The organism is Aquitalea sp. FG25 (assembly GCF_057809375.1).
This window is the reverse complement of sequence record NZ_JBMDJV010000014.1, coordinates 58,654-85,108: the sequence shown is the minus strand read 5'-3', so window position 1 is coordinate 85,108 and position 26,455 is coordinate 58,654. Positions and strand designations below refer to the sequence as shown.

The following is a 26,455-nucleotide window of genomic DNA, read 5'->3' as shown; positions in this document are numbered from 1 at the left end:
TGCCGTGTTACTGGCAGACTTCAGCCAGCCTCTCCGGCTGGCTGACCAGATAATTCCCCTCGCCCTGCAAACTGATTACCCGGCTATTGCGCCGTGTTTCCCAGCCATCTACCGGATATTGACGGGCCCAGGCACACATCAGCTGCCGGTCCTGCCGGCTCATGTTCAGGCCATATCGCTGGTGCATGTAAAGGGTGATGCGTGCAGCTCGGCCACGTACCTCCGCACGCGGCTGTACCCGCTTGCCGGCAAAATCCACCACCGTGCCACACTGGCCGTAGATCCGTGTCGGCTGTTTTGCCCAGGCACCATAGGATAGATTGCTGCGGTCCGCATTCACTTCGCCCACAGCAGGCACCAGATTGTTCAGATCGCCCTCCGCCTGACGGAATACGGCATCGCTACTGGTGCAGTTCTTGCGGCCGCCGTGCTGCCAGCATTGGCGCTGGTGGCCAAGCACCCAGGCCGGTACGACATGCTCCCATTCTATGCGCTTGGCCCGCTCCGGATTCTTGCGCGGCACATAGCCACAGGATAGCCAGTCCACCGCCTTGCCCTGATAGGCACAGCCACAGTAAAAGTCCTCCTGCATACCGGCAAACACCTTGGGCAGAACACGTTTGGCTGCGTTGAAATCGCGATGCCCCACCGCCTTGTCACCCCCTACCAGCGCAGACAGCGCCACCTTGTCACTTCCGCCCGCCGTCGCGGTGGCATGACCAGCATCGCCCCCCAGTTGCCGTACCACCGTTTCGCCTAACTGAGCCAGCGCCTTGACCTCACGCGGCAGCCTGACACCGCCATCCTTGTCGCAGCCCGCCATGGCCAGCAGCAACAAGGCACATACCATCTTTCTCATTTCTGTCCTGTGGCAAGACCAGATGCAGGTCTTGCCGCCTCCTGTACTTTTGGGAGGGGCACTATAACCGCAGTATCAACATTTTCAAACCACGCAGGGCTGCAGCCAGTCCGCAGCAAAAGCGCCAGCTGCGTTACAATCCGGCCACGGCAATGTCGCCAGCATTCTTACAGCAAATCAGGTTCAGCATGTCGAGAAAACCCCGCCTGCGCGCCGGCTCCGGCATCACCATGCATGATGTCGGCCAGGCTGCCGGCGTCAGCGCCATTACGGTATCCCGCGCACTCAATACGCCGGATAGAGTCTCCCCTGCCCTGCGCGACAAAATCATGCAGGTGGTGGAGCAACTGGGCTATGTGCCCAACCGCTCGGCCCGCCAGTTGGCATCGGCCCGCTCCCGCACCGTGCTGGTACTGATTCCGTCGCTAAGCAATACCGTATTCATCGATGCACTGGCCGGGATTGAAGCGGTACTGCAGGCAGCCGGCTACCAGATGCTGATCGGCAACACCCATTACAGCAGCGATGAAGAGCTGGCCCTGCTGCGCGCCTATCTGCAGCACAGCCCTGATGGACTGCTGGTGACTGGCCTTACCCAGCATGCGGCCTTCCGTCAGATCGTCGAGCGTCAGGCATTGCCTGCGGTTTACATGATGGATTTGAGCGAGGATGGCCGGCCCTGCGTGGGATTTTCGCAGGAGGCGGCCGCTGCCTGCATGACACAGCACCTGCTGGCGCGCGGCAAGCGCCACATTGCGTTCATGGGCGCCCAGCTGGATGAACGGGTGATGAAGCGACTGGCCGGTTATCGCCTGGCCTTGCAGCAGGCCGGCTGCTACAACCCGGCACTGGAGTGGCTGGACCCGGCACCATCCAGCATGCAGATGGGTGCCGACATGCTGGATGCCTTGCTCGCCGCCCATCCGTCTTGTGATGCTGTTTTTTGCTGCAATGACGATTTGGCCATCGGCGCTATCGCACGTTGCCAGCAGCGCGGCATTGCCCTGCCAGCACAACTGGCCATCGGCGGTTTCAACGACTTGCAACCCGCCGCCTGGACTACCCCGCCACTAAGCAGCATTGCCACCCCGCGCTTTGAAATCGGCCAGGCCGCCGCGCGCATGTTGCTGCAACAGATAGAAGGCCAGCCGCTTAGCCATGGCCGGCTTGATCTGGGCTTTAAGCTACAGCAGCGCAGCAGTACCTGAGCAGCGGCATCATGCCGCAAATACCACAGCAAGCCTTGCCGCAGCAGCCTGCCCATCGCCAGCAAAGAACAAACTCAAGCCATTGATTTGTAATCATTAAATTCAGTTACACCGTTCACAACGGCGCCAAACTGTAGCGCCCGGCTCTTTCCTGCAGTACTCCCGCCACCGTTTGCTGCCTTGCAACATCAAAACCCTTTGCTGAGCCACAACTGTTAGCGCTAACATCCGCACACTTGCCATAGAGCAGTTTTATTTATCCATTTTTGTTAGCGCTAACATGAATATTCCCAACATCGTTGTCATGGGTGTGGCTGGCTGCGGCAAAAGCAGCCTTGGCCAGGCATTGGCGGCGGCCCTGTCTGCCGACTACATCGAAGGCGACAGCTTTCACCCACCGGAAAATATTGCGCGCATGGCTGCCGGCATTCCCCTCACCGATGCCGACCGTGCTGGCTGGTTGACCGTGCTGGCCAATCAGCTCGCCCGCAGCAAGGCGCAGGAGCAAGGCGTGGTACTGGCCTGCTCGGCACTCAAGCAGCGTTACCGCGACACGCTGCGCCATGGCGACCCGCAGCTGCTATTTGTGCACCTGGCCGGCAGCAAGCCACTGATTACCGAACGCATGGCGGCGCGTAGCGCGCATTTCATGCCGACATCGCTGCTGGACAGCCAGTTTGCCGATCTGGAAGCGCCACACCCCGCTAGCGAAAACGTGATCACGCTGGATATCAGCCAGCCCTTGCCCGACTTGCTGCAACAGGTGCTGCAACACATTTCACAACGCACGTCCTAAACACAACAACATCCCGACAGAGGAGAATTCAGGTGACAACTCAATCAAAACCGCAGCAGCCAGCCCAACGGCGCTGGCGCATCGGCGGACTGCTGGGCATCGGTGTGCTGGTCAATTATTTCGACCGCATCAGCCTGTCGGTGGCGGCACCACAGCTACAACAGGAATTTCATCTCTCCAGCAGTGATCTTGGGCTATTGTTCAGCGCATTTTTCTGGACTTATGCGCTGCTGCAGATTCCGACCGGGCTGATTCTGGACCGCTTCGGCGTAACCCGTGTAGGCCGTTGGGGTGCCCTCCTCTGGGGGGTGGCCTCTACCCTGACCGCCTGTGCCGGCGGCTTTGGCGGCATTTTTGCCGCACGCGCCTTGCTGGGTGTTGCCGAGGCACCCGGTTTTCCGGTGAGTGCCAAGGCGACCGGCTATTGGTTTCCACGCCGTGAACGGGCGATGGCCACCGCCATTTTTGATGCCGCAGCCAAGTTTTCCAATGTGATTGGCGTACCGCTGGTTGCCCTTACCGTGGTGCATCTGGGCTGGCGCTGGGGTTTTGGCCTGACCGCCCTGCTCAGCGTGGCCTACTTTATCGCCTTCACCCTGATTTATCGGGACCCCAGCCAGGACAGCAAACTATCCGATAGTGAATATCGCTACATCGTGGACGGCGGTGCCGCAGCAGAAGGCACAGGCCAGGCCGGTTCGCTGGCCATGCTGGGATACCTGCTGCAGCAACGCAAGGTATGGGGTTTGTCCATCGGCTTTGCCGCCTATGGTTATGTGTTCTATCTGTTTTTGACTTGGCTGCCTGGCTATCTAGTGCAAACCATGCACATGAGCATTCTGAAATCGGCCAGCTATGCCGCCATTCCGTGGATTTTTGCCACGCTGTCGGATCTGCTGGTGGGCGGCTGGCTGATCGACCATCTGATTGGTCGCGGCCATGACGAAACCCGCGTCCGCAAGGGTGTGTTGCTGGGTGGCATGCTGCTGGGGCTGGCGGTATTTGGCACCACCACAACCAACGACCCGACCATTGCCATCATCTGGATTACCATCGCGCTAAGTGGCCTGGCGGCAGCTGCGCCGGTTGGCTGGTCGCTCCCCTCCTTGATTGCTCCGCGCGGCGGTACCGGCACCGTGGGTGGCATCATGAATTTTGCCAATAACATGATGGGAGCCATTGCCCCCATCGTCACCGGCTACATCGTTGGCAGCACCCACTCGTTTACCAATGCTTTTCTGGTGGCCGGGGTGATGCTGATCATCGGCGTGATCGCCTTTGTCTTTCTGCTAGGGCGTATCGAGGCCATTCCCGAGCCCTCTGCCAAAACAGTCCGCCAGACGGGACAGCCAGGCTAAGCGCCCCGTTGCATTGAGTATTGCCAACGACCCGCCCAGCCGGGTCGTTTTGCTGTCAAGGCATCGCCGCCTGATCAAGGAATCATGCACCTGAGCACAAGCTGATCGCCAAAGCCGCCTCCGGGCAGCACACCCGGTAGCGGCCTGCTGTTCAATCCAGCGCGTGCAGCTGTTTTACCTGCACTGGTGCGGCCAGCTTGTCCGCCACCCAACTGCGGTAGGCCTGATAGTGCGGCGAAGCACGGTGCGCCTCGAGTGCCGCCATGTCCTGATAGCGTTCAAACACATGCAGCATCACTGCACTGTCTGCTTCCTGCAGCACCTGATACAGCTGACAGCCAGGTTCGGCCAAGCTATCGCGCTGCATGCCGCGCATGGCATCCCGCACGGCAGCCACGTTTTCGGGCTTGCATTGCAGCGTGGCAAAAATGAAGACGCTCATCATCACTCCTTTTGGCTCTGATCGACATGATTGAAAGCTGCATCTTACTTGACTGCACGCTGGCAGTACTGCGTGATTGATGGAAACCGCACCCGCAACCAGCCACAAAACACGGCAGTACCTGCCATGGATAACCTAGCAACCGCTTGCTGGCATGTCACCACAGAGGCTGGTATTGTGAACACGCTATTTGATGCAGTGCATCAGCAGAACAACACGGGAGAAACTGATGATGAAACAACGCGATATCGTAGTCCTGAGCGCAGTACGCTCGGCTATCGGCACCTTTGGTGGCGCACTGAGCCACCTGGAACCCGCCGACCTTGGCGGCCTGGTAATGAAGGAAGCCATTGCCCGCTCTGGTGTGGATGCCAGTTTGATCCACCATGTCACAGTAGGTAACTGCATTCCTACCGAAAGCCGCTACGCCTACGTCGCCCGGCTGGCCTCCATTGCCGCCGGCCTGCCGATGGAATCGGTTGCCATGGCGGTTAACCGCCTGTGCGGCTCAGGCTTGCAGGCGGTGGTTTCCAGCGCCCAGGCCATCATGCTGGGTGACGGTGACTATGCCATCGGCGGCGGGGTGGAAGTCATGTCCCGTGGCGGCTACCTGCTGCCGCAGCTACGCAGTGGAGCACGCATGGGCGATGTGAAGGCGCTGGACATGATGACCGCCGCCCTCACCGACCCTTTCGGTGTCGGCCACATGGGCATTACCGCCGAAAACCTGGTGGAAAAATGGCAGCTGACACGTGAAGAACAAGACCAGTTCGCCCTTGTCTCGCAACAGCGCGCCGCAGCGGCAATTGCCGATGGCCGCTTTGCCTCGCAGATCGTCCCCATTGTCAGCCAGACCCGTAAGGGCGAGGTGGTGTTCGATACCGATGAACACCCACGCGCCACCACGCCAGACTCACTGGCCAAGATGAAACCGGCTTTCAAGAAGGATGGTTCGGTAACCGCCGGCAACGCCTCTGGCATCAATGACGGTGCCGCCTTCCTGGTACTGGCCAGCGCCGATGCTGCAACAGCAGCCGGCCACCAGCCGATGGCACGGATTGTGTCTTATGCGATATGTGGCGTTCCCAATCACATCATGGGCGAAGGCCCGATTCCGGCCACCCGCGCCGCACTGCAACGCGCAGGCCTGAGTCTGGAGCAGATGGACGTGATCGAATCCAACGAAGCCTTTGCTGCGCAATCGCTGGCCGTGTGCAAGGGACTGGGTCTGGATCCGGCACGCTGCAACCCCAATGGTGGAGCCATCGCGCTTGGTCACCCGGTTGGTGCCAGCGGCGGTGTGATTGCCACCAAGGCGCTATACGAATTGCAGCGCATCAATGGCCGTTATGCACTGGCTACCATGTGCATTGGCGGTGGTCAGGGTATTGCCGTCATTTTCGAACGGCTTTGATTCTGCCAACCCGATAAGCCTGCACCGCCCGCCAGCCGGGCGGTTTTTCATCGAACCGTCTGCGCTAACGCAAGCCAGCACGCAATCTCTGCCATACCCTGCTTTCTTTCCATATAAAATCAGACAATTACCAAGTCATAATCAGACCAATCCGATACAGGCCACACACCAAGCTCATTACGGACTCCATAGCGGAAGGTAGCCATGGCAATACGCAAAGCACTACTGCTGTTGCTGCTCCTGTTTGTCACTCAGGGACAGGCTGCGCCTGCAGCACAAAACTGGGATGGACCGCGTGACGGCCCAGCGCGTCAGCCTGGCCGTTATCTGGTGACCTATATCGCCCAGGATCTGCGCAATGGTGGTATCGGGGGGAGTTACCGCGCCTTTGCCAGCGCAGCCCGCATCCTGGGCTGGCAGATTCAGGTGCTGGATGCACAGGGCAGTGACGTTCTGTTGCACAAGGCCTTTGCCAGCGCCATTGCCAGCCACAGCAACGGCATCATCCTGGGCGGTTTCGAAGCAAGCGAACTGACAGAGGAAGTGGCTGCAGCTCAACGTGCACACATCGTGCTGGTGGGCTGGCATGCCGCGTCTCGGCCTGGCGTGGTGCCGGGTCTGTTTTTCAATGTCAGTACCGATCCGCAAGAAGTGGCCCGCCGTGCCGCCAACCATGTCATCCAGCAAAGCGCGGGCAAGGCTGGCGTTGTCATTTTCAATGATGAACGCTTCGACATTGCCAATAGCAAGACCCGCTACATGCAGGAGCTGATTGAACACTGCAGCGAGTGCAAGCTGCTTGCCGTCCAGAACATTCCAATCAACCAGGCCGACCAGCGCATGGAAGCCACGGTACGGCAGTTAAACCAGCGCTTTGGCCGACAATGGACCCATACCCTGGCCATCAATGATGTCTATTTCGACGAAATGAACTACCCCTTGCTGCGTGCCGGGCGCGCCGACATCCGTAATGTCTCGGCGGGTGATGGCTCCAGCAAGGCCATCAACCGTATCCGTTCCGGCTTGTCCCAGCAGATGGCCACCGTAGCCGAACCCCTGGGCGTGCAAGGCTGGCAACTGGCCGATGAAATGAATCGCGCCTTTGCCAATGCCAAGCCCAGCGGCTATGTCAGCAAGCCCATCCTGATCACCCGCGAGCTGCTGCAGCAGCTGGGCCAACAGGAAATAGACGCCACCCTGCCTTATCAGCAAGCCTACCGTGCTATCTGGCAGCTGCGCTGACGCGCACGCAGCAAGCGCGAATTCATTTCGGCCAGCCATCACGGCCCGGTTTGTTCACACCCCCGGCGCGCATGGCGGCTGATATCAAGATTGCATATACAAACAAGCAAATATTATTTTTGTTATATAAAAAACAGAAATATCCTGATTTAAGTTATATAAAATCAGGATTGCATCATGCCCGCCCAAGCATACCGTGTCACCCCAGCGCCATCCCTGCATGAGCAAACCACCGCCAGGGGAATCGCATGAACTTTCAGCAACTGCGCATCATTCGTGAAACTGTCCGGCAAAACTTCAACCTGACCGAAGTAGCCAATGCGCTGTACACCTCGCAATCCGGGGTCAGCAAACACATTAAGGATCTGGAAGACGAACTGGGGGTCGAGCTGTTTGTACGCAAGGGCAAACGCTTTCTTGGCCTGACCGATCCGGGCAAGGAATTGCTGACCATTGTTGAGCGCATGCTGCTGGATGCCGGCAACATCAAGCGTCTGGCCGAGCAGTTTAGCCAGCGTGACGAAGGCCAGCTCACCATTGCCACCACCCACACCCAGGCGCGCTACGCACTGCCGCAGGTGGTTACCGCGTTCAAGAAAGCCTATCCCAAGGTGCATCTGGTACTGCATCAGGCCAGCCCGGAAGAGCTGGTACGCCTGTTACAGTCAGGCGAGGCAGATATCGGCATTGCCACCGAAGCCGTGGCCGAAGTACCGGAACTGGTGTCATTTCCCTACTACGGCTGGTATCACAGCGTGATTGCGCCACCGCATCACCCGCTACACCAGCAGCAGCTGTCACTGGAAACCCTGGCCGAATACCCCATCGTCACCTATCACCAGGGCTTTACCGGGCGGGCCCAGATTGACCGCGCCTTCGCCCATGCCGGGCTGGTGCCGGATATAGTGATGTCGGCGCTGGATGCCGATGTGATCAAGACTTACGTCGAACTGGAACTGGCCGTGGGCATTGTGGCTTCCATGGCGGTGGACCCGCAACGCGACCAGTCGGTGGCGGTGGTAGCAGGAGAACCGCTGTTCGGCCAGCAAACCACCCGCATCGCCATCCGCCGTGGCCACTACCTGCGCAGCTATGCCTACCGATTTATCGAACTATGCTCGGCAGCCCTGGATGAAAGCACGGTACGCAGTGCACTCAGCCCGGCTATGCAGGACTGATGCAGCCCATTGGCAGGCGGTACCATGGCCTTACAGGAATTGATGTTTCTTGCCGCAAGTTGACGTGTCTGACGGGTATTCTGCAGGCTGAATTACAGAATACCCGGTCATTACACCGGCAAGGACTGATGTTTCATGCTCAAGCTGATTGCCCGCCTTACCTCTCGTCGCACAGCACTCCCGGCACTGGACCAAGCCAGTGCCGGCCAACTGTGCCAACAGTTTCTTCCCGAAGTGCAGTCTCTGTGCCAGCAAAGACTCAACACCATTCATAGCACCGTGCCGGTCAAGCTGTCGCTGCGCAGCGAAGACAGCATGAATCTGTACGAGCGGGCCTGCCTGTATCTGGAATTTGGCGAATGGAACAAGGCAGTCACCCTGCTGGAAGCCGCAGCCCAGCGCCTGCATGCCCACTCCCCCAGCGCGGCCTCTGGCCTGATGCAGCTGAGCCGCAACATGCGCCGTGCCGAACACAAGCTGCGGGAACTTCCAGTCCACTGATCTGGTCTGCCGTGCAGGCTTGACCTGCGGACCAGGACGGGTAACATCCGCAGCCACCACCCTTTTTCAAACCGTGCTGCGCTCCTGGCTTGCAGCACACCGCAAGTTGATTTTCATGTTTTCACACACTCGCCTGACCACTGCGCTTGCCCTTGGCACCGTGCTGTCCTGTAGTTTTTCCGCCCCCGCGCATGCCGATTCGCTATGGGAAAGCGCCCGCAATGAAGTACAACATGTCTGGGATGATGGCACGCTGGATGCTTACCTGCCGCTGAACACCTACCACATGCGCTGGGCCTACACCAAAGAGAAGATTGCCGAATTTAACGAAAATCCATGGGGATTTGGCCTGGGACGCAGCCTGCGTGACGACAATGACAACTGGCATGCCCTGTATGCGATGGCGTTTTTGGATTCGCACAAAAAAGTAGAGCCCATCGCCGGTTATGCCTATACCCATCCCTTCGCCCGTGCCGGTGAATGGCGGGCAGAAATCGGCTACACCGCCTTCATCACCTCCCGTACCGATACCCTGCACTCCTTCCCCTTCCCAGGCGTACTGCCACTGGTGGGCTTAAGCTATGGCAAGTTCACCATCAACAGCACCTACATTCCCGGCGGCAAGGGCAATGGCAACGTGTTGTTCACTTTTGCCCACTATAATTTCTGACGGTCTACCAAGCCGGGTGTCCAGTGCGGAGGCGCCCGGCAGCCCCGCGCCCCACCGCATGTAAAGCATGTTAAACGGGGCTAAATGGCTTCGCTTCACTCAAAGCCGTGTAAAGCCTGATACTGCCTGCTTGTGACGCAATACGCCGCTGATTAAGGTAGCTGCATTGTTCATCATCCATGCAGAATGACCATGCGACACACACTCCTTGCCAGCGCTGCGCTGGCCCTGCTGCTAAGCCATCCCGTTTACGCCGCAGCCCCCTCGGCCCCTAGCGATACCCCGTCAGCGCACCGCTGCCATGCCAAGCGCGACGATACCTCGGCACCGGCTGAGGAACCGTGCAGCAAGCACGCGCCGCACGACGCAGACGAGCATGACCACTTCATGCCACCGCCGCCACACGAACCGCCGCTGGCTGCAGTCAAGGCCTGCATTGGCAAGAAGGTGGGCCACAAGACCACCATTTACTTCAACGGCAACAGCATTCCGGCCATCTGCCAGCACTATGACGGCATGATTCTGGCCCAGCCCATGCCCCCAAGCCAGCCGGACCCAGCCGCCATCCCTCGCTGAACCAGCAAACACTCTGCGGACCTGCCAAGCTTGGGCCATACCCGGTCTTGGTACAGCCATGCCGCCAATGCTGCGTGCCAAAGCAACATGCCCTTGTGCTAGGCTGTCACTCCCACCTGGCACCGGAGCCTTTCATGCTGCCACGCAGCGCATGGCGTGATTTCACTGCCGTCATATTCAGCGTCGCTCTGCTGGGACTGGGGCTGGGCAGCACCATGCCGCTGACCGCCCTGACCCTGACCACGCGTGGCTTCAGCCCGGAAGTGATTGGCTGGACTATTGCTGCCGGTGCACTGGGCGGCGTGCTGGCCACCATGGCGGCACCGGCACTTGCGCTACGGCAGGGGCGGCGCAAGGTGATGTTGGGCTGCCTGCTGCTGGCCACCGCCTCGGTGCTGCCATTGCAATACCTGTACAGCATTCCGGGCTGGATGCTGGCACGCTTCCTGTTTGGTGCCGCCATGGCACCGCTGTTTGTACTGGGAGAAAGCTGGATCAACACCCTGGCCGGCGACCATGCCCGTGGCCGCATCGTCGCGCTTTATTCCACCTGCTTTACCGCCTGCCAGGTACTGGGCCCCTTACTCACCGACCTGCTGGCCCGCTGGCCTGATCAGGCATTTCTCATGTGTGGCGCGCTGTTCTTGCTGGGCATTCCGGGCATCCTGCTGGCCCGGCCCGAGCAGTCCCACAACCCGGCACACCCGCCGCACGGCACCGCCCATACCGGCAGCCCAGACAAGGCCAACAGCACCAGCTGGCTGGGCATCATCCGCACCGCACCTGCCATCCTGCTGGGCACCGCGTTTTTTGCCTCTTTCGATACTGTCATGCTGAGTTTTCTGCCGCTGGTTGCCATGGAAGGCGGCATGAGCCAAAGCCGCGCGCTGGCGTCGGCATCCATCCTGCTGGCGGGCGATGCCGCGCTGCAGTTTGGCATTGGCTGGCTGGCCGACCACCTTGGCCGTCGCCGCGTGCATCTGCTGTGCGGCATGCTGGTCTGCCTGTTGCTTCCGCTGATGCCGCTGATGATGCAGCTTGCCGGCCTGTGGGAAGGCTATCTCTTCCTGCTGGGGGGGTGTGCCGGTGCCATCTATACCCTGGCGATGGTAGCCAGTGGCGAGCAATTCAGCGGGGCGGCACTGCTGCGCATCTCCAGCCTGATCTCCCTGAGCTGGAACGCGTCCAGCAGCCTGGGCCCTGCCGCCACCGGGCTGGTGATGCAGCATGCCGGTTCGGGCTGGATGGTGTCCGTGTTGTGGGGCATGGCCCTGCTGTTTGTGCTGAGCAACTGGCGGCGACACACGGTGGCACTGCCAGCCGCCCGACACTGAGCGCTTGCCAACACACTGACTTTTTCGTCAGGCTGAACACCTTGACGGTTTTCGACGGAATTCACCATGCAGCCAGCCAGACAACCATTGCGGATACGCGCCCTGATTGCCCGCGAATGGCAGCAATTACGCAGTTTCCAAGCCAGCGACCGACCATGGCAGATGCCCCTGACCGCCGCGCTGGCCACCGGCCTGCCGCTACTGATTGCCGCCTGGTCCGGCCAACTGGGCTTTGGCCTGCTGTCGTCCTTGGGCGGCATGGCATTTCTCTACTTGCCGGCCACGCCCATGCACCATCGCATGGTCACCATCATGGCCTGCAGCTTTGGCCTGATCGCCAGTTTCACCCTGGGCCTGCTCAGCCAGTTGCTGCCACTGGCGGCGGCACCGGTACTGGCTGTCATCACCATTCTGGTGACGATGATCTGCCGCTTTTACCGCCTGCCACCACCGGGCAGTTATTTCTTTGTGATGCTGGCCGCCCTTGCCGCTTATACCCCGGTACCCGTGCTGGAGATACCGCTACGGGTTGGCCTGGTGGCCATGGGCAGCCTGCTGGCCTGTGTCCTGGCCTTCGGCTATAGCCTGCATGTGCTGCGCTGGCGCACGCCCAGGCCGGTACAACCCTTGCCAGCGCCGGATTTCGACTTTGTGGTGATGGATGCGCTGATCATCGGCCTGACGGTTTTCCTGTCGCTACTGCTGGCCGAATGGCTGCAGTTGCAGCGCCCCTACTGGGTACCGGTCAGCTGCCTGGCCGTGCTGCAAGGGGCCAGCCTGCGCGCGGTGTGGAACCGCCAGTTCCAGCGGCTGCTGGGAACCGCACTCGGACTGTTGCTCACCTGGGGCGTATTCAGCCTGCCGCTGAACGCCTGGTCAGTGTCGCTACTGGTGATGCTGCTCAGTGTGGTGGTGGAAACGCTGGTGGTACGCCATTACGGCATGGCGGCGGTGTTCATCACACCGATGGCGATTTTGCTGGCCGAAGCGGCGCACCTGGGCCAGGGCTCGGCCTCTGCCCTGATCGAAGCGCGCTTCTACGACACCCTGGCTGGTGGCCTGGTGGGCCTGCTGGGCGGACTGGCCCTGCACCTGCCAGCCTTGCGTCAGGGCATCAGCCGCCTGATCCTCCGCCTGCTGCCGGTGAAGGACGGCAGCTGAATCAAGCCCGGTGGTCCTGATGGCCCTGCACATCAGCATCGGCCTGCAAGCGGCTGCGGACAAAGTCGATATGGCCGCGCAGCTCGTACAACAAATCGCCAAAGGCCGCCGGCACCACGATCTTGCTGACAGTGGCATCCACATGGGCCAGCCGGCGCAGCAATTCCTCCTGCTTGCCCGGCACGGTACGCTGTGCCACCGCCTCGCGCTCGATATCGAACAACACCCGATACCAGCGATTGATGCCGGACTGGATGCGCCAGCGGTAAATGGCGGGGGCCACTTTCAGTGCCGGTATCAGCAACAGCACCAGCGGCAGGATGACTGCCAGGGCGCGGGCCACCAGCCCGGCCAGCCAGAAGGGGAAGGTACGGTACAGCAGGCTCTTGCCGGAGGCGTAGTAACGCTGGGCATCCGGGCTGAGGCGGATTTCATGCTCAACCAAAACCGGAAACTCTCCCGCTTTCTTGAACAGCCCCGGCTTGCCATGCACTTCGCGGGCGGCTTCCAGCAACAGGTCGGACAAGGCCGGGTGCAGGCCCTCACGGGCGATCAGCTCCACGGTGGGGCCAATCAGCTGGGTATCGGTTTCGGGTATGTCCTTGCCCAGATCCAGCCCACCGCGCGGCAGGGTGAGCTTGTTCAGATAGCTGACCCGGCGTGCATAGGCGTCCGCCTGGGCAAAATTGAAAAGATGAATGTCCGGCGTGTGCAGCAGCTGGCGCAACAGGTCGGTGGAGGTGGAATCCCCCATCACGAACAGCGCATCCACCTGATTGTCCAGCAAGGCCTTCACCGCATTGCCCGCCACGGTATCCAGCAGCACCGTGCCGTCACCGGGGGTGATGCCGTTGAGCTTGAGCAAGGCTAGCGCCAGATTGTGCGTGCCGCTGCCCGCCTCGCCGATTTCCAGCCGCTGCCCCTTGAAATCAGACAACAACGGCCGTGTAGCCCCGCGATAGAACACCATCAGCGGCTGATAGGAAATGCTGCCCAGCGACATCAGGCCCTTGGCGTCGACATTGGCGGCCTCCCCGCCCAGTACAAAACCCACATCCACCGTCTGACGCGTATCCAGCAGGCGATGCAGATTATCCAGCGAGCCATCGGAAGGCAGAATCTTCACCTTCACCCCCTCGCGCGCCAGGATTTGCTGGTAACGCACTGCCGTTTTCTGGAACACGCTGCCCGGCGGACCGCTGGTAATGGTCAGGGTGGTGGGGGCGGCAGAGTTGGTCAGCCACAGCCCCAGCAACATCAGCAATACACCGCCCAGCATGATGGACGACATGGACAGCACCAGGCCGCGGCCAAACAGGGCGGTCAGCCTGCCGGACAGGCGCTTGAACAACTGGCGGGGAGAAAGCACGGCACCACTCCTGGGCAAAATACGGCCGGACAGCACAAGCGGGCCAATCTAGCACAGCCACATGGCATGCGCGAATCTGCGCGACGGCAAACACGCTATCATCAGGCTTGACTTAGAGTGCACTCGAAGCTTCAGGCTGAACCCCATGACTACACTGACCATCCGGCAAATGGCGCGGGCCTGCGGGCTGTCCTCCCATACCTTGCGCTATTACGAGGACATCGGGCTGATCGACCCTATCCGCCGTACCCACAGCGGCCACCGCTGCTATGGCGAAGCCGACCAGCGCTGGATTGCCTTCTTGCTGCGTTTGCGTGCCACCGGCATGTCGATACAGGACATGCTGGCCTACGCCACGCTGCGCCGCGACGGCCAGCAACTGGACAGTGTGGTCCGGCGTCAGCACATGCTGCAACAGCATGTACTGACATTGGAAAACCGGCTGGCGACATTGCAAGACAATTTGAGCGTGATGCGCGACAAAGTGGTCTTCTACACCGAACTTGCCAGCGCCTTGCAAGCGGAAGCACAGCCGAACAGCACAGGAGCAGCACATGACCCAATCACATTTTCAACAAGGCTGGAACCGCCTGCGTGAAGTCGACGCAGAGGCAGGCGAACGCGTGATTGCCAGCTTGCAGGACATCAACCCGGACCTGGGGCGTTACATCATCGAATTCGGCTTTGGCGAGGTGTATTGCCGCCCCGGCCTTAGCCTGCAGCAGCGCGAGCTGGCCACCATTGCCGCGCTGACGGCACTGGGCAATGCCACACCGCAGCTGAAGGTGCATATTGCCGCCGGGCTCAATGTGGGCCTCAGCCAGCAGGAAATCCACGAAACCATCCTGCAGATGGCGGTGTATGCCGGTTTTCCGGCCGCGCTCAACGGCATGTTTGCAGCAAAGGAGGTGTTTGCCGAACATGACGGCTTGTGAAGTGACAGTTTCGGGCCAAGTGCGGCTAACAATCGCTGAGCAAACCGCGTAGCGAAGCCTGCCGCGGCGGGGGGGGGTGTTACCGGACCTTAAGCATGCCCGCGCCCCAGCCCCATGTCGGCGGCGGAGGTGCGGGTTTCCACCCCAGCTTGGCAAACACATACTCCAGATGCTTGGTGACCGTGCGCGGGCTCATGCCAAGGATGTCCGCAATGTCACGGTTGGTCTGGCCCAGCGCCACAGTGATTCCGGGGCCTGTTGATCCTCGACACCGAAATAGCGTTGCAATAACTGCCGGGTCAGCGCGGTTTGCCATACCAGCCGTCAGCAGCACACGGCGGCGCGGCCCCAGATAGCCGGTACGCTGCTGGCGTGGCAGGGCCTGTTCGGCTTGCTGGCCGTGCAGGGCAGGCAGGAACAGCCGCACGGTAAACAGCGCGCCCTGCCCCGGCGTGCTGTCCAGGCGGATTTCCCCGCCCATCAGGTTGGTCAGCATCTTGCTGATGGTCAGGCCCAGCCCGGCCCGCCCAGCAGGCAGGCCAGCCACCAGCTGCGTGCATTGTCACGGGTACGTGGCGGCATGAAGCGCAGGTAGTCGGCCTGCTCGCCCATCTGGGTGATCAGCGCAATGCCCACGGCAAAGGCCGCACCAAAACGGCGCAAATCAAACTGCATGCCCGTCCCCTGCGCACCAGGGTAATGCCACAGGCCTTGCAGGGCCTCGGGTTCCTGCCACAGCAAACAGGCATAGGGCAATACCAGCAGCAACAGCCACAAGGGTTGGGTCCAGCTTTGCAGGCGGCTGATGGCCGTCACCCCATGCGTGACCAGCGGCAGCACCAGCAAGGCACACAGCAGGTAACCGGCTACCGGCGGAATGCCGAAACCCAGCTCCAGCGCATAAGCCATGATGGCCGCTTCCAGCGCAAAGAAAATGAAGGTGAAGGAAGCGTAAATCAGTGAAGTGACGGTAGAGCCGATATAACCGAAACCCGCGCCACGGGTGAGCAGATCCATGTCCACCCCGTAGCGGGCCGCATAGACCGAGATGGGCAGCCCGGCCAGCAGAATCACCAGCCCGGTCAGCAGGATGGCCAGCAAGGCATTGAAAAAACCGGCTTGCACCAGCATGGTGGCGCCCACGGCTTCCAGCACCAGAAAAGACGCCACCCCGCCCAGCGCCGTATTGGCCACCCGCCACAGCGACCACTGGCGGAAACGGCGCGTGGTAAAGCGCAGGGCGTAGTCTTCCAGCGATTCACGCGCTACCCAGCTGTTGTAGTTACGACGCAGCTGGATGACTTGCTGGGGCGGCGAAGGCGGTGGCTTGGACACTGTGCATTCCTGCAAGACAGATCAACTGGCCAACGCAAGAAGCCCTGCCAACCGTTCAGGCCAGGCGCAACAGCATCACCCCGGCCGCCAGCACGCGTTGCCCTCCGGGGCGCTCGCCCAGTAACAGACGCGCCAGCAACAGGCCGAACAGGATGGAGGTTTCCCGCAACGCCGCCACCACGGCCACCGGGGCATGCAGCATTGCCCACAGCGGCAAGGGCAAGCCGCACAGCAGGAAAATCCACAAGGTATAACTGGCCGGTGCAGCGGACAAACGCACGCCAACGCCATCGACCAGGGTGTACGCGGCAATCACCACCGCATTGAGCAAGGCTGGCAGCACGCCATGACGTGGCCCGCTGTGCATCGAGCAAGCCATGCTCAGAATACCAGCGCACAACACGGCGATACCGGCAATAGCCAGCCAGCCCAGTGACTCGCCAAACACGGCGGCATTGCACAACGCCACCAGCAAGGGGCCGTACCCCGCATCAGCGGGTACACCAAGCCCATGTCGGCCACGCGGTAGCTGCGGGCAATCAGCCACAGATAAAGCACCTGCAAGGCCACCGAAGCCACAATATACGGCCAACTGGCCATGGCAGGAGCCGGCAGCCACGGCAAGGCGCACATGGCCAGCAAGCTGGCAGAACCTGCCACCAGCACCGTACCAAACCAGGCCGAGGACGCGGCCTTGATCATGGCGTTCCAGCTGGCATGCAGGAACGCGGCCAGCAATAGCAGGGCAAACAGACTGGCACTCATCGGCAGCAATCCTGCAATGCAGAAAAACAGAAGCCATACCCTAGCATGCGCGCCCCTCATCGTGTGCCGGTTGCAAAAAGTGCTCCACCAAGGCCAGAAAGGCCGCTGCCGCTGGCGTCGGACTATCGTGACAGGCCAGATAGACACGACGACGTGGCCCGTTCACCACCGGTAGCGCAGTCAGCCCGGCATGCTGTCCAACCCCTAATGCCGGCACCATGCCGACGGCACAGCCGCTACGAACCAGGCTGACCAGCATGTCGGCATGATTCACTTCGAACGCCACCCGGCGGCGGATGCCCTGGGCTGCAAACGCCATGTCGGTCTGCTGGCGCGGGCCGGTGCCAGCCGGCCAGTCCACCAGCGTGCACTGTGCCAGCTGTGATAAATCCAGCTGACTGAGGACTGCCAGCGGATGGTCCGGATGCAGCAAGGCCAGTAGCGGCTCTTCCCACAGCAGGCGTGCATCCAGCCCCAGCACCGTCTCGCCAGGCCATACACCAAGAAAAGCCACGTCTATCTGCTGCACGCGCAGTTCTTCCATCATCACATCGCTCATGCGCATGGCCAGCTGCACATCCACCTGCGGATGGCGGCGATGGTATTCGGCGAGCAGGCCGGGCAAATCCAGTCGGCTAAGGGTGGAAATGCAGCCTATGCGCAGACAGCCGCGTATTTCGCCAGTGGCCGCCGCCATTTCGTCTTCCAGCCGCTGCGCGGCTTCGCGCACCTGGCGGGCGTGGTTGACGAAGGTATGGCCAGCCGGAGTCAGGATGACCTGGCGTGAGGAACGTTCGAACAAACGGGTGCCAAACTCCTGCTCCAGTCGCGCAATCTGGTGGCTGAGCGCGGATTGCACGGTATGGCAGCGTTCGGCGGCACGGGTGAAGTTTTCTTCTTCGGCCACCGCCAGCACGTAATCGATCTGGCGCAGATTCATCCAATCATCTCGTTTCACGATCAAAAACATGAAAACAATACATTGGAGTCATCCTTTCAGCCAGTAGATACTTTTTGGAATTCAATAAATCACCGGCAAATTTCCCACCGAAAGCCCGCACATGCACACCACCCACACCCTGCCCCACCCGGCAAATACAAGCTCTGGCCTCAGCCCACTATTGATGTGGCTGATGACACTGGCCACCGGCCTGGCCGTGGCCGGCAATTACTACGCCCAGCCACTGCTACCGGAAATCACCCACGGACTGGGCATCTCCGCCGCCAGTGCCGGCGGCATCGTCACCACCGCCCAACTGGGCTATGCCCTCGGCCTGCTGCTGATTGTTCCACTGGGGGACATGCTGGAGCGGCGGCGGCTGATTATCCTGATGATGCTGCTGGCCACTACCGGGCTGGTGATCAGTGCCACCGCAGGCAGCTTCGGCCAGTTGCTGCTGGGTACCGCACTGGCCGGACTGTGTTCGGTGGTGGCGCAAATCCTGCTGCCGCTGGGTGCCAGCCTGGCAGCCGAGGCCGAACGCGGCCGCGTGGTCGGCACCATCATGAGCGGCCTGTTGACTGGTATTTTGCTGGCGCGCACCGTGGCCGGCCTGCTGGCAGACCTGGGCGGCTGGCATACCGTGTACTGGTGCGGTGCCGCCGCCATGCTGCTGATGACGCTGGTGCTGGCACGCCAGTTGCCAGTCAGCCATGCAGGAGCGGGGCTACCCTACCCGCAATTGCTGAAATCGGTACTCCGGCTGCTGGCAGAGGAACCCAGCCTGCGGCTGCGCGGCTTGCTGGGCGCGATGGCCTTTGCCACCTTCAGCGTGATGTGGACCTCGCTGGGCTTCTTGCTGGCATCACCGCCATTTGGCTTTTCCAACAGCACTATCGGCTTGTTTGGCCTGGCCGGTGCCGCAGGGGCCTTGTCCGCCAATATCGTGGGACGGCTAAGCGACAAAGGGCATGGCGCGCTGGCCTCCCGGCTCAGCCTGGGGCTGATGTTGCTGGCCTGGCTGCCGCTGGCGCTGGCACCGCATTCGGTAACTGCCCTGCTAGTGGGTATTCTGTTACTGGATCTGGGGGTGGCTGGCTGCCATGTCAGCAATCAGGGAGCGATTTACCGCATTCGCCCGGAAGCGCGCAACCGGCTGACCTCGGCCTATATGACCAGCTATTTCATCGGCGGGGCTGCCGGATCGCTGGCTTCCGCCTGGGCCTATGGCCACTGGGGCTGGACGGGCGTGGTGGTGGTGGGTGCTGCCTGCAGCCTCACCGGCGTCATCGCCTGGGAGCTGGCCAGACAACGCCAGCCCAATTGAGCCAGTCCAGATGCGCAGACAGACCACAAGCACCTAGTGGGTGACCGCCAGCAGCGGCAGCACCTGACAGGCGTGGTCCTGCACATCGCCTTCGGCAGAGGCAAAGTTGCCGGCCAGCACATCCGCCTTGCTAGCCAGCAGCCAGAAACCCGGCTCATCGGCAAAGCGGGTGGCAATCACCGCCAGGGTGTAGCTGCCCATCTGCCCGCTGGCACCTGCCACCTCATCGGCCAGCAAGCGAAACGGTTGTACGCCATCCAGCGTCTCCCCCGACACCGCCCGCGCCAGATAGGCATGGCCGTTGATGCCCTCTGGCAGCGGCTGCCAGTGCGGCCCGATGCCAGCCTGTTGCAAACGCGCGGGCAGTTCCGGCCGGACGCAGGAAACATGAATGTGTAGCTGGTTCTGGCTGCGGCCCCATGGCGAGTTCACCGTCAGGGCCACCGCCTCGCGCGGCAGCACACTGCCATACAGCCGCTCCATCCACTGCCTTGCCTGCCAGGCGGCAGCCCAGTAGTCCGGCGCATCCGCCTGCAAAAGCAAGGGGCTTTCAATACCGCTGACCCGCGCGGTGGGAATCAGCAGGTATTGCAATACACCATGAATATCCTTGAGCACGATGAAGCCCTTGTCCTCGCCCTGCTGCAGCGACACCTGTGCACAAGGGGCCGGATCCCGCTGCTGCTGCCAGTTGGGCACGCATTGCTGATGCACGATATTCCACAAGGCATCGGCATTGGCGGCATATACCGCCCAGGACACCAGCAAGCCAAGCAGCGCCAGCACGGCACTGCCCCGAAAGATTTTCACCGCCATCGAATGATGCCTCTGCCACAGGAAAAACCGCATTTTGCCGCAAGCGAATGACAAACCGTCGCTCAGCGCGGCGGCAGCAAGCTGGGCAAGGGCCAGCGCTTGACTGTCCACTGCGCGTACAGGCCCAGCACGGCGGACAAGGCCAGCGACACCACAAAGTAGCCGGACGGCCCCATCTGTGCCATCACCACCGAGCACAACAGCGGCCCCAGCGTGCCGCCCAGCGCATACACCATCAGCAGGGATGCGCTGATTTCCACCCGGTGGCGCGGCGGCATGGCATCGTTGGCAATACCGCTGAGCGTGCCGTAAAAAGTAAAGGCAATCGCCACATACACCATCACCAGCGGCAGCATCCAGTCGCTGCCGGTCAGCAGGATCAGCACCAGTGACAAGCCAGCCACCACCAATGCCGAATAGGCCAGCAACTGACCACGATCGCTGCTGTCAGCCCACTTGCCCATCGGCCATTGCAGCAGCGGCGCCGCCAGCAAGGCCATCCCCATGAAACCGGCAATCTCCGCTGCCGACTTGCCCAGCTGGCTGAGCATGGCGGGCATCATGGTGTAAAAGGCACTGTTGAAACAGCCAGCCAACAGCGCACCCACCAGGCTGAGTGGTGCGCGCCGTCCCAGCAGGCGCAGCGTGCGCAGCGCACGACCCAGCACACTGCCGGCACTGGGCGCGGACAACTGCTGCGGCTTTTGCTGGGTCAGCGTGACGGGAATGATGGCCAGGGCAAACAGCATGGCCACAATGATGAAAGGCCAGCCGGTCTGCGTGAATGGCAGCTTGAGCAACCACTGACCGGCGCTGGCTCCCAGATAGCTAATGATCAGGTAGAGCGAAAACAACTGTCCGCGCTGATTATTGCTGACACAGCCGTTCAGCCAGCTTTCCACCACCATGTAGATACCCACCATGGCCAGGCCATTGCCCAGCCGCGACAGCAGCCACAGCCAGGGCGAGGTAAACAAGGCCTGGCACAGGGTCAGCACACAGATCATGGCGGTAAAAGCAGCAAAGGCGCGGTGGTGACCGTACTGGCGGATCATACCGCTACAGACAAAACCACCGGCAAAGAAACCGGCATAGTAAGCCGACTGCACCATGCCGGCCACCGCCACCGGCACACCATTGGCCAGCAGGCTGAGCGAGGTTTCGGTACTACCCAGCGCATTACCCACCACCAGCAAGGCATAAGCCAGCAACAGGCTGGCCACCGCCCGCAACATGCTGCGCCAGCTGCGCTCTACCACCATCACGCCTTCCATGGACTGACGGCCTCCGCATTGAGGTCAACAAGGTTCACCATTATGCATCAGAGACCGGCCACAGCCATGCCTGCAAACGACAAGCGATGAGATCGTCAGCAGCACCGGCATGCCCTTATTACACTTTATCCTGCTGCTTGCGCCATGCCGCCAGCTCGCTCAGTTTCAGCCCGCGTGGAAACGGGCGGTGCTTGCCATGGGCAATGCGTTGCGAGCGGTAAATGCCGGTATGGCCGGAAAACATGTAACTGGCCACACAGGCCAGCGCGGCGTAGATGCCCACCTCACTGCCAAACAGCTCCATCGCCATGATGGTGGACGCCAATGGCGTATTGGCCGCCCCGGCAAACACCGCCACAAAACCCAGTCCGGCCAGCAGGGAGAACGGCAGGTGCAACAGCGGGGACAAGGCATTGCCCAGCGTGGCACCGATGAAAAACAAGGGGGTCACTTCGCCACCCTTGAAACCACTGGCCAGCGACAACACGGTCAAGCCCAGCTTGGCAGCAAAATCATAAGCGGGGAGTGGCTGGCTGAAAGCGTCCACGATGGTGGGAATGCCCAGCCCGATAAAGCGCTCGGCACCAGTTGGCCAGACAATGGCAACCAGCAGCAGCCCACCAAGCAGCGGGCGCAAGGGCGCATAAGACACATGACGCTTGATCAGCGCCGACAAGGCATGGGTGCTGTTGGCAAACAACTTGCCGACCAGGCCAAACAGCGCACCGGCCACCAGCGTGGCCAGCAAGCTCCAGGCTCCAAGCGTGGGAAACTGGCTAATGGCGTAATGGGTATGCTGCACACCCCAGCCCAGGCCCACCTGATCGGCCACGATGGCCGCCAGCAGGCAGGGAAACAGCGCGTCGTAACGCATGCGGCCAATGGCCAGCACCTCCAGCGCAAACACTGCACCCGCCAGCGGTGTACCAAATACCGAGGCAAAACCGGCAGCAATCCCGCACATCAGCAAGATACGCCGATCCGCATTGCCCAACCGCAGCAAATGCGTAACCTGATCGGCCAAGGCTCCGCCCATTTGCACGGCGGTGCCTTCGCGCCCCACCGAAGCGCCAAACAAGTGGGACATCACCGTCCCCCATAGTACCAGCGGCACCATGCGCAGCGGCACAATGCGGGTGGGGTCGTGAATTTCGTCGATCAGCAGGTTATTGCCCGCCTCCACCTGACGGCCAAAGCGCAGGTAAACCCAGCCAACCACAAAGCCAGCCAGCGGCAGCAGAAATAACAGCCATGGCTGGCTATGCCGCATGGCTGTCGCCCATACCAGACTGTGCAGGAAAAAAGCGGACGCAGAGCCGGCCAGCAAGGCAACCAGGCTGGCCAGTACTAGCAACTTGCTCATGCGCGGCAGCATGGCAAGGGTTTCAGAACGGGAAATGGCAAACATGGAGTTCTTCTGAATGACAACACATAATCACCACCCGGCCGGAAAGCACAGATGCGCCTGCAGCTCCCGGCACGGGAATCCTGCAGGCATCATCAGCCCGGATGGGCGGTTTGCTGCTGCCGCTGCCATGCAGACGGCGGCGAACAGGCGGGAGGCATGCCATCTCCCAAAGAAAAGCCATGCTAGCGACAAAGCCGACGGGCGACAAGCAAAAAGCCGGGCCCCCCTTACAGGGAAACCCGGCCTGAGCAGCGTCAGCGCGGCGTTGAGGTGGTCAGCGCAGCCTCATGACAGGCTGTCATCTACATCGTTACGGGTCTTGTACAAGGAATACAGCACACCGCTCACCAGCAGAGCCAGCGTCACGCCCAGCGATACCCCGGTAGGAATATGGAACTGCACCAGCTGGATGTCATTCAGATACACCAGCCCCACTTTCACCCCGATGAATACCAGCACGATGGCCAGCGAATACTTGAGGTATTCAAAGCGGTGCACCATGGCCGACAGGGCAAAATACAGCGCCCGCAGGCCCAGAATGGCAAAGATATTGGAGGTGTACACCAGGAACGGGTCCTGGGTGATGGCAAAGATGGCCGGAATACTGTCCACAGCAAATACCAGGTCGGCGCTTTCCACCAGCATCAGTGTCAGCAGCAAGGGCGTTGCCCACCAGCCCCGCGCCAAGCCGTGCTGCTCGCCACGCACCAGAAAGTGATGACCATGCAAGGTAGGCGTCAGGCGCAGATGACGACGCAGCCACTGGTACAACTTGTTGTCCTCCAGCGACGGATGGCCCTCCTCCTTGCTGAACAGCATCTTGACCCCGGTCAGCAGTAAAAACAGACCAAACAGCACCAGCACCCACTTGAACTCGGTTACCAGTACCGCGCCCAGGCCTATCATGGCAGCCCGCAGCACAATCACACCCAGAATGCCCCAGAACAGTACTCGGTGCTGATACAGCCGTGGCACCGCCATACCGCTGAAAATCAGCGACATCACGAAGATGTTGTCCATGGACAGTGATTTTTCCACCAGGTAACCGGTGAGATACTGCATGCCAGCATCGGCGCCACGATACCACCATACCCAGCCGCCAAATAACAACCCCATGGCAATGTAGAAAGCCGACAGTTTCAGACTTTCCTTTACACCGATTTCGTGGTCGTTCTTGTTGAGCACGCCCAGATCAAACACCAGCAACGCGGCCACAATGCCTATGAACATCAGCCACATCCATAGCGGCGTGCCGACAAACAACAGATTCAGCCATTCCATCATTCGATTCTTTCAGTAAATACCTGCCACACCATCCGGCTAAAACGCAGATGAGCAGGACCAGCCTGCTCATCGATCACACCCGTTGCAGTTGCAAACCCTTAGAGTGCCGACTGCAAGGCAGCAATACGCGATTCCAGCGACGGGTGGCTGGACATCAGCCCCATCAGGCCAGCACCACCGGAAATACCGGACGCGGCCATGTTCTGCGGCAGCTCGCCAGCATGGACACCACCCAGGCGGTGCAGCGCGGCAATCATCGGCTGCGGGCTACCCAGCAGCTTGGCCGCACCGGCATCGGCACGGTATTCACGCTGACGCGAGAAGTACATCACGATGAAGGACGCCAGAATGCCAAACACGATTTCGCACACAATCACGGTAATGAAATAGCCAATGCCGGTGCCGCTGGACGACTCTTCGTCATTACGGCGCAGGAAGTTGTCCACCAGATAACCCACCACGCGGGCCAGGAAGAACACAAAGGTATTCACCACGCCCTGGATCAGCGTCAGCGTCACCATGTCACCGTTCTGGATGTGGGCAATTTCGTGCGCCAGTACGGCTTCAACTTCCTGTTCAGTCATCGACGACAACAGGCCGGTGGATACCGCCACCAGCGAATTGGACTTGCTGGCACCGGTGGCAAAGGCATTCGGTTCGCCATCGTAAACGGCAACTTCCGGCATGGGCAGGCCAGCGCGATCAGCCAGCTTGCGTACGGTAAACAGCAGCCAGCGCTCGGTTTCGTTGCTAGGCTGTTCGATTACCCGGGCACCGGTACTCCACTTGGCCATGGTCTTGGACATCCACAGCGAAATGAAGGCGCCGCCAAAGCCCATCAGGCCAGCAAAGGCCAGCAGGCTGCCCATGTTCAGGCCGCCGGCAGTAATAAAGCGGTTAATGCCCAGTAATTGGGCGGCGATGCTTAGCACCAGCATCACCGCAATATTGGTGGCGATCAGCAGAATCACACGTTTCATGATCTATCCCCTCGGTGGTGGTTGGTTGATGGCCTCTGTCTTGCAACATGGCCACGACGTTCAGATGCTGCATGATAGATGTTTCTTTGCCACGAAAAAATCAAATAAAATAGTAATATCCATACGAAAATTTCGAATCAATCATGTTCAGTCAGCTCAACTACAAGCATCTGCATTACTTCTGGGCCGTGGCACGCGCCGGCAGCGTCACGGCAGCAGCCCAGCAACTGGGCATGAGCGCGCAAACAGTGAGCGGCCAGATTTCGCGCCTGGAGCAGCAAATTGGCCGCGCCTTGTTCACCCAGCAAGGGCGCGGACTGGTGCTGACCGAAGCCGGACGCATGGCGCTGACTTACGCCGACCGTATTTTCCAGCTGGGTGAGGAACTGCAGGAAATGCTGGCCGACGCGCAACTGGATCAAACCCTGCGCCTGAGCAGCGGCATCAGCGACGTGCTGCCCAAGAGCATTGCCTACCGCCTGCTGAAGCCGGCACTGGCGCTGCCACAACGGCTACGTTTGCATTGTAATGAAGGCGCTTTCGATCAGTTGCTGCACGAGCTGGCCAGCCACAGCCTGGACTTGGTGCTGGCGGACCGACCGGCACCAGCCGCAGGCCAGCAAGCCATGCAGTCCCACTTGCTGGCCCGCTGCCCGGTGATGATTTTTGCTACCCCGCAACTGGTAGCACGCTATCAGGAAGGCTTCCCGCACAGCCTGCAGCGTGCTCCCCTGCTGTTGCCCAGCCGTGACAATGTTTTGCGCAGCCAGCTGGAGCACTGGCTGGACGAGCAAGGCATACGTGTGGAAATTGTCGGAGAGTTCAAGGACGGCGCACTGCTGCAAACCTTTGGTGAGCAAGGAGCCGGGCTGTTTCCGGCACCGGCTTTTTCGGTAGACGACATCACCGACGGTGGCAAGCTGCGCCTGCTAGGCCGGATAAGCGGTGTGGAAGAGCATTATTACGCCATTACCAACCGCCGCAAATTGCAGCACAAGGCGGTTCAGGCGATTATTCAGCAGGCAGAAACAGAATCATCCTGATGATGATTTCTCATCAAATTGCATCGATATTTCAGAGCTATTTGAACTTCCAATATATAAGAATAGTCTGATTTTTAATGTATATTGCATGCTGACTGGCTGTAAATCTGCAGCATTAGCACATGCTGCCACATCCCAGGGCGCGAAAGCCCAAGCCAGCCAGAACATGCTGACCATACGACATCGATAGACAGGCAGCGCAGGCACTGGTCGGCGCTGCCGCCAGAATGGATGCCACAT

The 26,455-nt window shown here is 60.6% G+C and carries 29 protein-coding genes and 1 riboswitch; of the genes, 15 read left to right on the top strand and 14 right to left on the bottom strand.

All coding sequences use genetic code 11. The features are described from left to right. Positions 1-7 precede the first annotated feature (7 nt). The gene (locus tag ACODR9_RS13855; protein WP_488809970.1) at positions 8-859 is read right to left on the bottom strand and encodes an endonuclease; all 852 of its coding nucleotides are present in this window, start codon (positions 857-859) and stop codon (positions 8-10) included. A gap of 188 nt (positions 860-1,047) precedes the next feature. Here ACODR9_RS13855 and gntR point away from each other — a divergent pair, with 188 nt between their 5' ends. From gntR to ACODR9_RS13840, 3 genes are all read left to right on the top strand, one after another. Beyond that, positions 1,048-2,067 (top strand): HTH-type transcriptional regulator GntR, encoded by a 1,020-nt coding sequence (gene gntR, locus ACODR9_RS13850; protein ID WP_488809968.1) that lies wholly within the window; start codon positions 1,048-1,050, stop codon positions 2,065-2,067. Between the two features lie 280 nt (positions 2,068-2,347). Beyond that, positions 2,348-2,863: a gluconokinase gene (locus tag ACODR9_RS13845; RefSeq protein ID WP_488809967.1), complete on the top strand. Its 516-nt coding sequence runs from the start codon at positions 2,348-2,350 to the stop codon at positions 2,861-2,863. Between the two features lie 32 nt (positions 2,864-2,895). Beyond that, positions 2,896-4,221: an MFS transporter gene (locus ACODR9_RS13840; protein ID WP_488809965.1), complete on the top strand. Its 1,326-nt coding sequence runs from the start codon at positions 2,896-2,898 to the stop codon at positions 4,219-4,221. Between the two features lie 151 nt (positions 4,222-4,372). On the opposite strand, the gene ACODR9_RS13835 is transcribed toward ACODR9_RS13840, so the two are convergent. Then, entirely contained in the window at positions 4,373-4,663 is a 291-nt protein-coding gene (locus tag ACODR9_RS13835; protein WP_488809963.1) for a putative quinol monooxygenase, read from the bottom strand. Between the two features lie 229 nt (positions 4,664-4,892). Here ACODR9_RS13835 and ACODR9_RS13830 point away from each other — a divergent pair, with 229 nt between their 5' ends. The 8 genes from ACODR9_RS13830 to ACODR9_RS13795 all read left to right on the top strand — a co-directional run bounded on the left by ACODR9_RS13830 (position 4,893) and on the right by ACODR9_RS13795 (position 12,739). Beyond that, positions 4,893-6,077, top strand: coding sequence for an acetyl-CoA C-acyltransferase family protein (locus ACODR9_RS13830; protein WP_488809962.1), 1,185 nt, complete (start codon positions 4,893-4,895; stop codon positions 6,075-6,077). Between the two features lie 204 nt (positions 6,078-6,281). After that, positions 6,282-7,319 (top strand): substrate-binding domain-containing protein, encoded by a 1,038-nt coding sequence (locus ACODR9_RS13825; RefSeq protein ID WP_488809961.1) that lies wholly within the window; start codon positions 6,282-6,284, stop codon positions 7,317-7,319. Positions 7,320-7,567: 248 nt separating this feature from the next. Beyond that, positions 7,568-8,497, top strand: coding sequence for a CysB family HTH-type transcriptional regulator (locus ACODR9_RS13820; protein ID WP_488809960.1), 930 nt, complete (start codon positions 7,568-7,570; stop codon positions 8,495-8,497). A gap of 135 nt (positions 8,498-8,632) precedes the next feature. Continuing rightward, complete coding sequence (locus ACODR9_RS13815) at positions 8,633-8,998, top strand: hypothetical protein (protein ID WP_488809959.1); 366 nt, start codon at positions 8,633-8,635, stop codon at positions 8,996-8,998. A gap of 115 nt (positions 8,999-9,113) precedes the next feature. Next, positions 9,114-9,668: a lipid IV(A) palmitoyltransferase PagP gene (pagP, locus tag ACODR9_RS13810; protein ID WP_488809957.1), complete on the top strand. Its 555-nt coding sequence runs from the start codon at positions 9,114-9,116 to the stop codon at positions 9,666-9,668. A gap of 192 nt (positions 9,669-9,860) precedes the next feature. Then, positions 9,861-10,244, top strand: a complete 384-nt coding sequence (locus ACODR9_RS13805; protein WP_488809956.1) for a hypothetical protein — start codon at positions 9,861-9,863, stop codon at positions 10,242-10,244. Between the two features lie 134 nt (positions 10,245-10,378). After that, positions 10,379-11,578 carry an MFS transporter gene (locus ACODR9_RS13800; RefSeq protein WP_488809954.1) on the top strand — a complete coding sequence of 400 codons (1,200 nt, stop codon included), beginning with the start codon at positions 10,379-10,381 and terminating at the stop codon, positions 11,576-11,578. A 66-nt stretch (positions 11,579-11,644) separates the two neighbouring features. Beyond that, complete coding sequence (locus ACODR9_RS13795; RefSeq protein WP_488809952.1) at positions 11,645-12,739, top strand: FUSC family protein; 1,095 nt, start codon at positions 11,645-11,647, stop codon at positions 12,737-12,739. A gap of 1 nt (position 12,740) precedes the next feature. Here the strand turns inward: ACODR9_RS13795 and ACODR9_RS13790 are convergent, their stop codons facing one another. After that, positions 12,741-14,108 (bottom strand): TAXI family TRAP transporter solute-binding subunit, encoded by a 1,368-nt coding sequence (locus ACODR9_RS13790; RefSeq protein ID WP_488809950.1) that lies wholly within the window; start codon positions 14,106-14,108, stop codon positions 12,741-12,743. Positions 14,109-14,253: 145 nt separating this feature from the next. On the opposite strand from ACODR9_RS13790, the gene ACODR9_RS13785 reads away from it, so the two are divergent. Together ACODR9_RS13785 and ACODR9_RS13780 are read left to right on the top strand one after the other, a co-directional pair. After that, positions 14,254-14,706, top strand: a complete 453-nt coding sequence (locus tag ACODR9_RS13785) for a MerR family transcriptional regulator (protein ID WP_488809949.1) — start codon at positions 14,254-14,256, stop codon at positions 14,704-14,706. Then, positions 14,663-15,043 (top strand): carboxymuconolactone decarboxylase family protein, encoded by a 381-nt coding sequence (locus ACODR9_RS13780; protein ID WP_488809948.1) that lies wholly within the window; start codon positions 14,663-14,665, stop codon positions 15,041-15,043. Before ACODR9_RS13785 ends, ACODR9_RS13780 begins: the two co-directional genes overlap by 44 nt. 79 nt (positions 15,044-15,122) lie before the next feature. Here the strand turns inward: ACODR9_RS13780 and ACODR9_RS13775 are convergent, their stop codons facing one another. The 5 genes from ACODR9_RS13775 to ACODR9_RS13755 are packed head-to-tail and all read right to left on the bottom strand — an operon-like array spanning position 15,123 to position 18,101. Further along, positions 15,123-15,590 (bottom strand): LuxR C-terminal-related transcriptional regulator, encoded by a 468-nt coding sequence (locus tag ACODR9_RS13775; RefSeq protein ID WP_488809946.1) that lies wholly within the window; start codon positions 15,588-15,590, stop codon positions 15,123-15,125. Next, on the bottom strand, positions 15,551-16,378 hold the full coding sequence (locus tag ACODR9_RS13770; RefSeq protein ID WP_488809945.1) for a purine-cytosine permease family protein: 828 nt from the start codon (positions 16,376-16,378) through the stop codon (positions 15,551-15,553). Before ACODR9_RS13770 ends, ACODR9_RS13775 begins: the two co-directional genes overlap by 40 nt. A 55-nt stretch (positions 16,379-16,433) precedes the next feature. Further along, the gene (locus ACODR9_RS13765) at positions 16,434-16,826 is read right to left on the bottom strand and encodes a hypothetical protein (RefSeq protein WP_488809944.1); all 393 of its coding nucleotides are present in this window, start codon (positions 16,824-16,826) and stop codon (positions 16,434-16,436) included. After that, the gene (locus tag ACODR9_RS13760; protein WP_488809943.1) at positions 16,760-17,143 is read right to left on the bottom strand and encodes a hypothetical protein; all 384 of its coding nucleotides are present in this window, start codon (positions 17,141-17,143) and stop codon (positions 16,760-16,762) included. The genes ACODR9_RS13765 and ACODR9_RS13760 overlap by 67 nt, the downstream gene beginning before the upstream one ends. 40 nt (positions 17,144-17,183) lie before the next feature. Beyond that, positions 17,184-18,101 carry a LysR family transcriptional regulator gene (locus ACODR9_RS13755; RefSeq protein ID WP_488809942.1) on the bottom strand — a complete coding sequence of 306 codons (918 nt, stop codon included), beginning with the start codon at positions 18,099-18,101 and terminating at the stop codon, positions 17,184-17,186. A gap of 103 nt (positions 18,102-18,204) precedes the next feature. On the opposite strand from ACODR9_RS13755, the gene ACODR9_RS13750 reads away from it, so the two are divergent. Next, positions 18,205-19,410, top strand: a complete 1,206-nt coding sequence (locus ACODR9_RS13750; RefSeq protein WP_488809940.1) for an MFS transporter — start codon at positions 18,205-18,207, stop codon at positions 19,408-19,410. Between the two features lie 33 nt (positions 19,411-19,443). On the opposite strand, the gene ACODR9_RS13745 is transcribed toward ACODR9_RS13750, so the two are convergent. The 5 genes from ACODR9_RS13745 to htpX form a co-directional block, all read right to left on the bottom strand. After that, positions 19,444-20,226 carry a CDP-diacylglycerol diphosphatase gene (locus ACODR9_RS13745; protein ID WP_488809939.1) on the bottom strand — a complete coding sequence of 261 codons (783 nt, stop codon included), beginning with the start codon at positions 20,224-20,226 and terminating at the stop codon, positions 19,444-19,446. 62 nt (positions 20,227-20,288) lie between these two features. Further along, complete coding sequence (locus ACODR9_RS13740) at positions 20,289-21,500, bottom strand: MFS transporter (protein ID WP_488809937.1); 1,212 nt, start codon at positions 21,498-21,500, stop codon at positions 20,289-20,291. A 118-nt stretch (positions 21,501-21,618) separates the two neighbouring features. Then, the gene (locus ACODR9_RS13735) at positions 21,619-22,908 is read right to left on the bottom strand and encodes a voltage-gated chloride channel family protein (RefSeq protein ID WP_488809936.1); all 1,290 of its coding nucleotides are present in this window, start codon (positions 22,906-22,908) and stop codon (positions 21,619-21,621) included. A 76-nt stretch (positions 22,909-22,984) separates the two neighbouring features. Beyond that, a riboswitch (Fluoride riboswitch) is annotated at positions 22,985-23,084 on the bottom strand. A gap of 109 nt (positions 23,085-23,193) precedes the next feature. Then, positions 23,194-24,192: a TerC family protein gene (locus ACODR9_RS13730; RefSeq protein WP_488809935.1), complete on the bottom strand. Its 999-nt coding sequence runs from the start codon at positions 24,190-24,192 to the stop codon at positions 23,194-23,196. Positions 24,193-24,290: 98 nt separating this feature from the next. After that, positions 24,291-25,172: a protease HtpX gene (gene htpX / locus ACODR9_RS13725; protein ID WP_488809933.1), complete on the bottom strand. Its 882-nt coding sequence runs from the start codon at positions 25,170-25,172 to the stop codon at positions 24,291-24,293. A gap of 143 nt (positions 25,173-25,315) precedes the next feature. Here htpX and nhaR point away from each other — a divergent pair, with 143 nt between their 5' ends. Next, positions 25,316-26,215, top strand: coding sequence for a transcriptional activator NhaR (gene nhaR / locus ACODR9_RS13720; RefSeq protein WP_488809932.1), 900 nt, complete (start codon positions 25,316-25,318; stop codon positions 26,213-26,215). Here nhaR and ACODR9_RS13715 read toward each other — a convergent pair. After that, positions 26,207-26,455: a hypothetical protein gene (locus ACODR9_RS13715; protein ID WP_488809931.1), complete on the bottom strand. Its 249-nt coding sequence runs from the start codon at positions 26,453-26,455 to the stop codon at positions 26,207-26,209. The two genes, nhaR and ACODR9_RS13715, sit on opposite strands and share 9 nt — an antisense overlap.